Raw genomic sequence first — 11,476 nt, 5'->3', positions numbered from 1 at the left:
GCACCAAGATGGTCGGCGGCGTCACCCCAGGCAAGGGTGGCACCACCCACCTGGGCCTGCCGGTGTTCAACACCGTCAAGGAAGCCGTGGAAGCTACCGGCGCTGACGCTTCGGTCATCTACGTTCCGGCTCCGTTCTGCAAGGACTCGATCCTGGAAGCGGCATTCGGCGGCATCAAGCTGATCGTCTGCATCACCGAAGGCATCCCGACCCTGGACATGCTGGACGCCAAGGTCAAGTGCGACGAGCTGGGCGTTACCCTGATCGGCCCTAACTGCCCAGGTGTCATCACCCCGGGCGAGTGCAAGATCGGCATCATGCCAGGCCACATCCACCTGCCAGGCAAGGTCGGTATCGTTTCGCGTTCCGGCACCCTGACCTACGAAGCTGTGAAGCAGACCACCGACGCCGGCTTCGGCCAGTCGACCTGCGTCGGCATCGGCGGTGACCCGATCCCGGGCTCCAACTTCATCGACATCCTGAAGCTGTTCCAGGAAGACCCGAAGACCGAGGCGATCGTCATGATCGGCGAGATCGGCGGTTCGGCTGAAGAAGAAGCCGCGGCCTACATCAAGGCCCACGTGACCAAGCCAGTCGTTTCCTACATCGCCGGTGTTACCGCACCTGCGGGCAAGCGCATGGGCCACGCTGGCGCCATCATCTCCGGCGGCAAGGGCACTGCGGACGAGAAGTTCGCCGCCCTGCAGGACGCTGGTGTGAAAACCGTGCGTTCCCTGGCTGACATCGGCAAGGCCCTGGCCGAGCTGACTGGCTGGGAAGCCAAGAAGTAAGTAACACGTAATACCCCCACGCGCACAAAGGCCACCTTCGGGTGGCCTTTGTCGTTTCTGTCACTAGGATTTTTCGATGGGTTTGATAGGAAATTTGAAGCAGACGAATGTGTCAATCCGAGGATAATTCCTACTGTCCACGGTCACACAGACGACAAACATGTACGCACATCGGACAAGCGTCAGCGTTGCAGTGCGTTTACCGGGTAAAACGGTTAATCTACGCGTTCACTCTGTGCCCGTACCCCAAAAGGGAACGACACGCTAAACGGGTCTGGCCTATCAAGCCGGGCAGCATTTCCCTCATCCATAGGGAAATCCCTTCTCGAATCCCGATTTCAGCAGTGTGGTACTACCCTAAATGAAAGTTTTAAAAGGCCAGGATATCCTGGCGCTTGGCTTTATGACGTTTGCGCTTTTCGTGGGCGCCGGCAACATCATCTTCCCGCCTATCGTCGGCCTGCAGTCTGGCCCGCACGTGTGGATGGCCGCACTAGGCTTCCTGGTGACTGCGGTAGGCCTGCCGGTCATCACCGTGGTCGCCCTGGCCAAGGTCGGTGGCGGCATGGATGCCCTGAGCAGCCCGATCGGCAAGTTCTTCGGCGGCCTGCTGGCGGCCGTGTGCTACCTCTCGGTCGGCCCGCTGTTCGCGACCCCGCGTACCGCGACCGTGTCGTTCGAGGTGGGCGTGGCGCCGCTGACTGGCGAAAGCCCGCTGGCCCTGTTCATCTACAGCCTGGTGTACTTCCTCGTGGTGCTGGCCGTGTCCATGTATCCGGGCAAGCTGCTCGATACCGTGGGCCGCTTCCTCGCGCCGCTGAAGATCATCGCCCTGGCGGTACTTGGCATCGCGGCCTTCGCGCTGCCGGCCGGGACCATTGGTGAAGCGCAGCCGGCCTATGCCGCCGCGGCGTTCTCCAAAGGCTTCTCCGATGGCTACCTGACCATGGACACCCTGGGTGCCCTGGTGTTCGGCATCGTCATCGTCAATGCCATCCGCTCGCGCGGCGTCGAGTCGCCCAAGCTGATCACCCGCTACGCCATCATCGCCGGCCTGATCGCTGGTGTGGGCCTGGCGCTGGTGTACATCAGCCTGTTCCGCCTGGGTGCCGGCAGCCACGACATCGCGGCCGATGCCACCAACGGTGCGGCGGTACTGCACGCTTATGTGCAGCACACCTTCGGCTCGCTTGGCAGCGGCTTCCTGGCCGTGCTGATCGCGCTGGCTTGCCTGGTGACCGCAGTGGGCCTGACCTGTGCCTGCGCCGAGTACTTCAGCCAGATTCTGCCGCTGTCGTACCGCGCGCTGGTGGTGATCCTGGCGGGCTTCTCGCTGGTGATTTCCAACCTGGGCCTGACCAAGCTGATCATGTTCTCGATCCCCGTGCTGACCGCCATCTACCCGCCTTGCATCGTGGTGGTGGGCCTGAGCTTCGTGAAGGAGCTGTGGAATTCGCCGACGCGCATCCTGGCGCCGGTGATGCTGGTGTCGCTGGTGTTCGGCATCGTCGATGCGATCAAGGGCAGCACCATCGCCCATGTGCTGCCGGACTTCATGGCGCACCTGCCGCTGAGCGACCAGGGCCTGGCCTGGCTGGTGCCTTCGGTGGTGACGCTGGTGGCTGCCGTGGCCTGCGACCGCATGCTCGGCAAGCCGCGCGAAGCGCTGGCCTGATGTGTTGAAGCCTGGCGACGGCACCGGCCACAAGCCGTAGGGTGCGCGCCGCAGGCGGAAACCAGAAAACCCCGCATTCGCAAGGATGCGGGGTTTTTGTTTGCCTGTACGGGCCTCATCGCCGGCAAGCCGGCTCCCACAAGTGAGCCTCCAGAGGGCAGGGGAGGTGGCATGGGAGCCGGCTTGCCGGCGATCAGGCCAGGCCGGGCAATGAACATTTTGTGCCGAATGTGTGTCTTTACCGACTTGCCGACGTCGAAACCCGGTTCCTATCCTTTGTGCACCTTGCCTTCGGGAAACCTGCATGAACTTCATCCAAAGCAACCTTCACAACCTGCTGGCCATCTGCTGGTTCGCGCTCTGCTGGGGCGGCTACACCCGCTACGCCATCTGGAAAGGGCGCGACACCGCGTGCCTGGCCAGCGTGTTGCATCTGTACCGAGAAGACTGGATGCGCCGCATGCTGCTGCGCGACAACCGTATCGCCGACGCCAGCGTGATCGGCAACCTCGAGCGCAATGCATCGTTCTTCGCCTCCAGCACCCTGATCATCCTGGCCGGTATTCTCACCGTGCTGGGCGCCTCGGACCGTGCGCTGTCATTGCTGGCCGACCTGCCTCTGGTGCAGCAGGCCTCCCAAGGCATGTCGGAGATCAAGTTGCTGTGCCTGGCAATGGTGTTCGTCTACGCCTTCTTCACCTTTAGCTGGTGCATGCGCCAGTACAACTTTGCAGCGGTATTGGTGGGCTCTGCGCCGATGATTGGTGAGCGCCTGGTCAATGAACTGGAGCGCAAGGCCTTTGCCTCAAGAGCGGCCCGGGTATTGTCGCTGGCGGCCAACCAGTTCAACTTGGGGTTGCGTTCCTACTATTTCGGCATGGCCATGCTGACCTGGTTCATCAGCCCCTGGTTGTTCATGGTCATGAGTGTGGGCGTGGTGCTGATTCTGTATCGCCGCGAGTTCCACTCCGATGTGCTCGAAGTGATGGTGTTCACGCCAACGGAAAGTGCACCTGCAGAGTTGGGCAAAGAAACGACAGTCACTAACTGAAACGGTTAACCCGAAAGTTATAGGCACAAAAAAACCCGACAAAGTCGGGTTTTTTTGTACAGCGCGATTACTGCTTGGCTGGCGCGGTTTCCGGCGCCGGAGTAGCCGGTGCGGCTTCTTCGGCGGCCTTCTGCTCGGCTTCGGCCTGATCTTTGGCGGCTTCGGCGTTTTCCTTGGCAGCGTCGTTCATTTTATCCTGAGCTTCGCCCATCTTTTCCTGGGCTTGCTCGGCGTGTTGCTGTGCGTCTTGGGCTTTGTCTTCGCTCGCTTTATCGCAAGCAGCCAGGCCCATGGTAGCAGCCAGCATCAGAGCAAAAGCAAAAGGTTTACGCATGGGGGTGTATCTCCTTGGTGGGATAAGTGACTTGTTCCTTCGAGTTCACTGCTCCGGAATAAGTTCCGCAGAGGTTACAGATATATAACACCGCGTTCTATATAGACTTTTTATCCCTTTTATGCCGAGCGGGCAGTTGCCAGGGAAACTACCGATGAGCGATTCCAGCTTGATGGCCATGGCCGAACGATTCTTGTCGGCACTCAAACATTGCCAAGTATTGCAAATGCGCGTGGCACAGGCGGACGCCGAAGGCATGACCTTGATGATGCCCTGGTCACCCGCCATCGTCGGCAACCCGCAGACCGGTGCGGTGCATGGCGGCGCGCTGACCACGCTGATGGACACCACCTGCGGCATGGCCACGCTGTGCGTGCTGCCGCGCTTCGAGGTGTGCCCGACCCTGGATCTGCGCATCGACTACATGCACCCGGCCGAGCCGGGCAAGGCCATCTACGGCCATGCGCAGTGCTACCGGGTCACCCGTGATGTGATCTTCACCCGCGGCGCCGCCTACCAGGACGACCCGAACCAGCCGATCTGTCAGGTGGTCGGCACCTTCATGCGCCTGGGCCAGGACATCAAGGGCGGCATTCGTTTCGGCAACAGCCTGAAGGAGGGCGGCGCATGATCCCCGAAGACGTCCGCCAACGCCTCAATGCGGCCCACGCCGTGGGCGACTACCAGCCATTGCTGGCCCTGATACCCTACGCCGCGCTGATCGGCATTACCTGCCAGCGCCAGGGCGACGACCTGCTGTTCTGCCTGCCGGCCAACCAGGACAACATTGGCAACCCCTTGCTGCCGGCCATCCACGGCGGCGTGATCGCAGGCTTCATGGAGCTTTCGGCAGCGCTTTACCTGCTGATCTACAGCGAAAGCGCCAGCATCCCGAAAATCATCGATTTCTCCATCGACTATCTGCGCGCCGGCCACTACCGCGACACCTACGCCCAGTGCCAACTGTGGCGCCAGGGCCGGCGGGTGACCAACGTGGCGATCACCGCCTGGCAGGCTGACCGGCAGTCGCCGATCGCCACGGCCCGCGCGCATTTCAAGATCGAACCGGAAAAGCCCTTGAAATCATCGGGTCAGCCCCCATCTGAATGACATCCGCCGTCAACGCAGGCCGAATCGGCTGCCAGGCGCCAACTGCCATCAGATCGGAGTTTTGAAGACCATGAGTGTGGAAACACAAAAAGAAACCCTGGGCTTCCAGACCGAGGTGAAGCAACTGCTGCACCTCATGATTCATTCGCTGTACTCGAACAAGGAGATCTTCCTGCGCGAGCTGATCTCCAACGCCTCCGACGCCGCCGACAAGCTGCGTTTCGAAGCCCTGGCCAAGCCAGAGCTGTTCGAAGGCGACGCCGATCTGAAGATCCGCCTGAGCTTCGACAAGGACGCCGGCACCGTGACCCTCGAGGACAACGGCATCGGCATGAGCCGTGAAGACGTCATCGCGCACCTGGGCACCATCGCCAAGTCCGGCACCGCCGACTTCATGAAGAACCTCACCGGTGACCAGAAGAAGGATTCGCACCTGATCGGCCAGTTCGGCGTGGGCTTCTACTCGGCCTTCATCGTTGCCGACAAGGTCGACGTCTACAGCCGCCGCGCCGGCCAACCCGCCGCCGAAGGCGTGCACTGGTCGTCCAAGGGCGAGGGCGAGTTCGAAGTCGCCACCGTCGACAAGCCTGAGCGCGGCACCCGCATCGTTCTGCACCTGAAAAAGGACGAGCAGGAATTCGCCGATGGCTGGCGCCTGCGCAACGTGGTCAAGAAGTATTCCGACCACATTGCCCTGCCGATCCAGCTGCCCAAGGAGCAGGCAGCCGCCGAAGGCGAAGAGCAGCCGGCCGAGGAATGGGAAACCGTCAACCGTGCCAGCGCCCTGTGGACCCGTTCGCGTACCGAGATCAAGGACGAGGAATACCAGGAGTTCTACAAGCACATCGGCCATGACTTCGAGAACCCGCTGGCCTGGAGCCACAACAAGGTCGAAGGCAAGCTCGAGTACAGCTCGCTGCTGTACGTGCCGGCCCGTGCGCCGTTCGACCTGTACCAGCGCGAAGCGCCTCGCGGCCTGAAGCTGTATGTACAGCGCGTGTTCATCATGGACCAGGCCGAATCGTTCCTGCCGCTGTACCTGCGCTTCATCAAGGGTGTGGTCGACTCCAACGACCTGTCGCTGAACGTCTCGCGCGAGATCCTGCAGAAAGACCCGATCATCGACTCGATGAAGACCGCGCTGACCAAGCGCGTGCTGGACATGCTGGAGAAGCTGGCGAAGAACGAGCCTGAGCAATACAAGGGCTTCTGGAAGAACTTTGGCCAGGTGCTCAAAGAAGGCCCGGCCGAGGACTTCGCCAACAAGGAGAAGATCGCCGGCCTGCTGCGTTTCGCCTCCACCCACGATGACAGCGGCGAGCAGAGCGTTGCCCTGGCCGACTACCTGGCGCGCGCCAAGGAAGGGCAGGACAAGATCTACTACCTCACCGGCGAAACCTACGCGCAGGTCAAGAACAGCCCGCACCTGGAAGTCTTCCGCAAGAAAGGCATCGAAGTGCTGCTGCTGACCGACCGCATCGACGAGTGGCTGATGAGCTACCTCAACGAGTTCGATGGCAAGGCCTTCGTCGACGTTGCCCGTGGCGACCTGGACCTGGGCAAGCTGGACTCCGAGGAAGACAAGAAGGCCCAGGAAGAAGTCGCCAAGGAAAAAGAAGGCCTGGTCGAGCGCCTCAAAGGCGCCCTGGGTGACAGCGTTGCCGAAGTGCGCGTTTCCCACCGGCTGACCGATTCGCCGGCGATCCTCGCCATCGGCGAACAGGACCTGGGCCTGCAGATGCGCCAGATTCTCGAAGCCAGTGGGCAGAAGGTGCCGGATTCGAAGCCGATCTTCGAATTCAACCCAAGCCACCCGCTGATCGAGAAGCTCGACAACGAGCAGAGCGAAGACCGCTTCGCCGAGCTTTCGCACATTCTCTTCGACCAGGCGGCCCTGGCGGCCGGCGACAGCCTGAAGGACCCGGCGGCTTACGTTCGTCGCCTGAACAAGCTGCTGGTCGAGCTGTCTGCTTGAGTTGATGCACAGGAAAGCCCGCTTCGGCGGGCTTTTTTCATGGTGAGCTAAGGAGTGCTTGATGAGCAAGGTAATCGTCGAATCGTTGGTCTATCACCTGTCTGGCAAGACCTATGAAAGCCGCCTGGTCTACGAGCCAGGCGCGCTGCCAAAGCCCGGCCTGGTGATGGCGCCGAACTGGATGGGTATTGGCGAAGGCGCCGAGCGCATTGCCAAGGAAGTGGCCGAAAAGGGCTACGTGGTGCTGATCGCCGACCTGTATGGGCAATCGGTGCGCCCGTCCAATGCAGATGAGGCCGGTGCGGCGATGATGCCGCTGAAAAATGACCGGGCCGAGCTGCGCAAGCGCATGAACGAGGCGTTGTCGCAGCTGCTGGCGCAGTCCAAGGCGTTGCTGGAGCCGGGCAAGGTTGCCACGTTCGGCTTCTGCTTCGGCGGTTGCTGCGCCCTGGAGCTGGCCCGTACCGGCGCCGACCTGAGGGCTGCGGTGTCGTTCCATGGCACGCTGGATACCCCGAACCCGGAAGACGCCAAGCGCATCAAGGGCTCGGTGCTGGTGCTGCATGGCGCTGCCGACCCGCTGGTGCCGAAGGAGCAGCTGCCGGCGTTCGAGGAGGAGATGAACGCGGCCAAGGTGGATTGGCAGTTGCTCAGCTACGGCGGCGCGGTGCATTCGTTCACCGACCCCAACGCCAACGTGCCGGGCAAGATGCAATACGACCGCCGCACCTCGGAGCGCGCGTTCCGCTCGATGCACAACCTGCTGGCCGAAGTGTTCCAGCGCTGACGGCGCAGCAAAATCCGCTCCCACAGATAAAGTGTTGCCCCCGAATGTGGGAGCCGGCTTGCCGGCGATGGGCCGCAAAGCGGCCCTGACCTAGCGAGGCAACTCGATCCGCGAAGTCTCCCCAGGCACCACCGGCCAATCCCCCGCAGCCCACTTCACCCTGGCCCGCTCGATCAACTCCGGGTCACTGGCCACGAAGTTCCAGTTCATCCGCCGCGGCCCATCCAGTGCTGCGCCGCCGATCAGCACCAGCTGGCACTCGCCCTCGGCGTACAAGGCCACTTCTTCACCCTCTGGCAGCACCACCAGGCTGCACGCCTCGACTTCCTCGTCATCGAGCATCAGCTCGCCATCGAGCACATACAGCGCACGCTGCGCATGTTCGGCAGGCACCAGCAAGGTGGTCGCCGGTTGCATGTGCACATGCGCGTACAGGGTAGGGGAGAGCACCGGCACCGGCGATTCCAGGCAAAACCCGCTGCCGGCGATCATGCGGATGCGCACCCCCAGGCTATCGCTGACCGGCAGGCTCGCTGCCGGGTGATGGCTGTAGCTCGGCGTGCCTTGTTCAAGCTCGCGTGGCGAGGCCAGCCATACCTGCAGCCCATGCAAGCGCGAGCCGTGGGCCAGGGCGTCGGCAGGCGTGCGCTCGACGTGGGCCACGCCGCTGCCTGCGGTCATCCAGCTCACATCGCCGGGCAGCACGCGCTGCTCCGAGCCGAGGCTGTCCTTGTGCACGATGGCCCCTTCGAACAGGTAGGTCAGGGTCGACAGCCCGATATGCGGGTGCTGGCGGATATCCATGCCGTGCCCGGGCGCGTAATCGGTCTCGAGCATATGGTCGAAGAACACGAACGGGCCGACGCTGCGGCACTGGGCCGAGGGCAGCGGGCGCAGGATCGGTTGGCCCTCCACCGATTCGGCACGTGGGCGGATGACCAGGGGGCGGCTCATGGTGGGCTCCAGGCGGGCGGCATTTGCCCCCAAGCATAGCGGTTTGCCGGGCGCAGCTGAACCGCCGTGCGCGGTGGCGGGTCTATGCTGCTGTATCGGCCAAAGGAAGCTGCCCATGATCGCCAAAACACTGGCTGGCGTGCTGTTGTTCGCAGGGCTGTGCCAGGCGGCGCAGGCGCGTGAGTACCGCTACAGTGACGCCCACCTGCACTACGTCGACTTTTTCCAGGAAAGCGAAGGCATGCCCGCGCTGCTCAAGGCCATGGATGAGGCGGGTGTCGAGCATTCGATGATCTCGGGCATCCCGGTGGCCAAGAAGTGGCACGAGGATGAACCCAAGCGCCCGCGCTATTACGCCGGCGACGACGCCGATGCCTACTGGTACAGCGCCACCGACACCTATGTGGCGGCAGCCCTGCAGAAGCTGCCGGCTGAGCAGCGCAAACGCTTTCACCCGTTTCTCAGTGGCTTCAACCCGGTGGACAAGAACGCGGTCAGCCATATCGAGCGCATGCTCGATCTGCACCCCGGCCTCTGGCAGGGCATCGGCGAAGTCTTCACCCGCCACGACGACCTCACCGCACTGACCAGCGGCGATACCCCGCGGGCCAACAACGAGGCGATGACGCGCATCTATCACCTGGCTGCCGAGCACGACATGCCGGTGCTGGTGCATTCCAACATCACCTCCAAGCGCGAGCGCAACCCGCTGTACCTGGCCGAGATCGAAGAGCCGCTGCGCAATCACCCGCACACCCGGTTCATCTGGGCGCATGCGGGCAGCAGCGTGGAAATTCACCGGCACCAGACGCACATGGACTTTCTGCTGCCAGTGCTGACGCGCCTGCTGGAGGATTACCCGAACTTGTATGTCGACTTGTCGTGGAGTGTGCTGGCGCCTTACCTGCTGGATGACCAGGGCGTGCCGCGCAAGGCGTGGGTCGATCTGGTGGTGAAGTACCCCGAGCGGTTCATGCTGGGCTCGGATGTGGTGGGCAGGTTTGGCAGCCTGGGCGAGCAGATGCACGGCTTCGAGCCGTTTCTCGATGCCTTGCCCGAGGCGGTGGCGAACAAGGTGGCGCGGGATAATTTTCTGGCTGTCTTGCCCAGGCAGCGTTAGATGTTGCCTTTTCTGGCCTCATCGCTGGCAAGCCAGCTCCCACCTGTACCGCGCTGTGCTCAAGGCGCAAGCACAAAAGAAAACGCCCCGAACCAGTCGGGGCGTTTTCATTTACAGCGCCAGGGCCTTACTTGCCTTCCCAGCGCTTGAGCACCAGGGTGGCGTTGGTGCCGCCGAAGCCGAAGCTGTTGCTCATGACCGTATCGATCTTGGCGTTTTCTTCGGTCTTGCGCAGGATCGGCAGGTCGGCGACCTCCGGGTCCAGCTCGTCGATGTTGGCGGAGCCGGCGATGAAGTTGTTTTCCATCATCAGCAGGCAGTAGATCGCCTCGTGCACGCCAGCGGCGCCCAGCGAGTGGCCGGACAGGCTCTTGGTCGAGCTGATCTTCGGTGCCTTGTCGCCGAACACGGCGCGCACGCCCTTCATTTCGGCAACGTCACCGACCGGGGTCGAGGTGCCGTGGGTGTTCAGGTAGTCGATCGGGGTGTCGACGGTGGACAGCGCCTGCTGCATGCAGCGGATGGCGCCTTCGCCGCTTGGGGCGACCATGTCGTAGCCGTCGGAAGTCGCGCCGTAGCCGACGATTTCGGCGTAGATCTTGGCGCCGCGGGCCAGGGCATGTTCCAGCTCCTCGACCACCACCATGCCGCCACCGCCAGCGATGACGAAGCCATCACGGTCGGCGTCGTAGGCGCGCGAGGCCAGTTCCGGGGTTTCGTTGCGCTTGGTCGACAGGGCGCCCATGGCATCGAACAGGAACGACTGGCTCCAGTGCTCTTCTTCACCGCCACCGGCGAAGACGATGTCCTGCTTGCCCCACTGGATCTGCTCCAGGGCGGTGCCGATGCAGTGCGCGGAAGTGGCGCAGGCCGACGAGATCGAGTAGTTGATGCCCTTGATCTTGAACGGCGTGGCCAGGCACGCCGACACGGTGCTGCCCATGGTGCGGGTGACGCGGTACGGGCCGACGCGCTTGACGCCTTTCTCGCGCAGGGTGTCCAGCGCTTCCATCTGGTTCAGGGTCGAGGCGCCGCCGGAGCCAGCCACCAGGCCGGTACGCGGGTTGGAAACCTGCTCTTCGGTCAGGCCCGAGTCCTTGATCGCGTCCTGCATCGCCAGGTAGGCGTAGGCCGCGGCGTGGCCGACGAAGCGGTAGACCTTGCGGTCGATCAGTTCTTCGAGGTTGAGGTCGATGGAGCCGGAAACCTGGCTACGCAGCCCCTGTTCCTTGTATTCCGGGTTGTAACGGATACCCGGACGGCTGTTGCGCAGGTTTTCGGTGACGGTAGCTTTGTCATTGCCCAGGCACGAAACGATGCCCAGACCAGTGATAACGACGCGGCGCATGCGAATAACCCTTAGAAATTGTCAGTGGAGGTGAACACGCCGACCCGCAGGCCTTCGGCAGTGTAGATCTCGCGGCCGTCAACGCTGACCGAGCCATCGGCGATGGCCATGTTCAGCTTGCCCTTCAGGACGCGCTTGATGTGAATGTTGTAGGTGACGGTCTTGGCGGTAGGCAACACCTGGCCAAAGAACTTCACTTCGCCCGAACCCAGCGCACGGCCGCGGCCTGGCAGGCCCTGCCAGCCGAGGAAGAAGCCGACCAGCTGCCACATGGCATCGAGGCCCAGGCAGCCTGGCATTACCGGGTCGCCTTCGAAGTGGCAGGCGAAGA

12 protein-coding genes are annotated in these 11,476 nt (G+C 62.7%); 8 read left to right on the top strand and 4 right to left on the bottom strand.

Features of this window, described 5'->3' with window-relative positions:
• From sucD to B3E94_RS25165, 3 genes are all read left to right on the top strand, one after another.
• Positions 1–791: succinate--CoA ligase subunit alpha (sucD, locus tag B3E94_RS25175; RefSeq protein ID WP_286915626.1), on the top strand; the 791-nt coding region annotated here is incomplete at its 5' end.
• A gap of 361 nt (positions 792–1,152) precedes the next feature.
• Positions 1,153–2,466 (top strand): branched-chain amino acid transport system II carrier protein, encoded by a 1,314-nt coding sequence (gene brnQ, locus B3E94_RS25170; protein ID WP_176516601.1) that lies wholly within the window; start codon positions 1,153–1,155, stop codon positions 2,464–2,466.
• Positions 2,467–2,770: 304 nt separating this feature from the next.
• Positions 2,771–3,517, top strand: coding sequence for a DUF599 domain-containing protein (locus tag B3E94_RS25165; RefSeq protein WP_236238087.1), 747 nt, complete (start codon positions 2,771–2,773; stop codon positions 3,515–3,517).
• A 67-nt stretch (positions 3,518–3,584) separates the two neighbouring features.
• Here the strand turns inward: B3E94_RS25165 and B3E94_RS25160 are convergent, their stop codons facing one another.
• Positions 3,585–3,851: a hypothetical protein gene (locus B3E94_RS25160; protein ID WP_286915625.1), complete on the bottom strand. Its 267-nt coding sequence runs from the start codon at positions 3,849–3,851 to the stop codon at positions 3,585–3,587.
• A 154-nt stretch (positions 3,852–4,005) separates the two neighbouring features.
• On the opposite strand from B3E94_RS25160, the gene B3E94_RS25155 reads away from it, so the two are divergent.
• From B3E94_RS25155 to B3E94_RS25140, 4 genes are all read left to right on the top strand, one after another.
• The gene (locus B3E94_RS25155) at positions 4,006–4,482 is read left to right on the top strand and encodes a PaaI family thioesterase (protein ID WP_286915624.1); all 477 of its coding nucleotides are present in this window, start codon (positions 4,006–4,008) and stop codon (positions 4,480–4,482) included.
• Entirely contained in the window at positions 4,479–4,961 is a 483-nt protein-coding gene (locus B3E94_RS25150) for a PaaI family thioesterase (protein ID WP_176516594.1), read from the top strand. Before B3E94_RS25155 ends, B3E94_RS25150 begins: the two co-directional genes overlap by 4 nt.
• 70 nt (positions 4,962–5,031) lie before the next feature.
• Positions 5,032–6,936 (top strand): molecular chaperone HtpG, encoded by a 1,905-nt coding sequence (gene htpG / locus B3E94_RS25145; RefSeq protein WP_176516591.1) that lies wholly within the window; start codon positions 5,032–5,034, stop codon positions 6,934–6,936.
• A gap of 61 nt (positions 6,937–6,997) precedes the next feature.
• Positions 6,998–7,723 (top strand): dienelactone hydrolase family protein, encoded by a 726-nt coding sequence (locus B3E94_RS25140; RefSeq protein WP_176516589.1) that lies wholly within the window; start codon positions 6,998–7,000, stop codon positions 7,721–7,723.
• 90 nt (positions 7,724–7,813) lie between these two features.
• On the opposite strand, the gene B3E94_RS25135 is transcribed toward B3E94_RS25140, so the two are convergent.
• Entirely contained in the window at positions 7,814–8,677 is an 864-nt protein-coding gene (locus B3E94_RS25135) for a pirin family protein (protein ID WP_176516587.1), read from the bottom strand.
• A gap of 115 nt (positions 8,678–8,792) precedes the next feature.
• On the opposite strand from B3E94_RS25135, the gene B3E94_RS25130 reads away from it, so the two are divergent.
• Positions 8,793–9,797: an amidohydrolase family protein gene (locus B3E94_RS25130; RefSeq protein WP_286915623.1), complete on the top strand. Its 1,005-nt coding sequence runs from the start codon at positions 8,793–8,795 to the stop codon at positions 9,795–9,797.
• A 127-nt stretch (positions 9,798–9,924) separates the two neighbouring features.
• Here B3E94_RS25130 and fabB read toward each other — a convergent pair whose 3' ends face one another.
• Together fabB and fabA are read right to left on the bottom strand one after the other, a co-directional pair.
• Positions 9,925–11,145, bottom strand: coding sequence for a beta-ketoacyl-ACP synthase I (gene fabB, locus B3E94_RS25125; protein ID WP_176516582.1), 1,221 nt, complete (start codon positions 11,143–11,145; stop codon positions 9,925–9,927).
• 11 nt (positions 11,146–11,156) lie between these two features.
• Positions 11,157–11,476: bifunctional 3-hydroxydecanoyl-ACP dehydratase/trans-2-decenoyl-ACP isomerase (gene fabA, locus B3E94_RS25120; RefSeq protein ID WP_286915622.1), on the bottom strand; the 320-nt coding region annotated here is incomplete at its 5' end.

Origin of the sequence: Pseudomonas sp. UBA6315, assembly GCF_002438125.1 — a bacterium.
Taxonomy (GTDB): domain Bacteria; phylum Pseudomonadota; class Gammaproteobacteria; order Pseudomonadales; family Pseudomonadaceae; genus Aquipseudomonas; species Aquipseudomonas faucium.
Note: the sequence above shows the minus strand (reverse complement) of the source record. Positions and strands in the feature narration are given on the sequence as shown.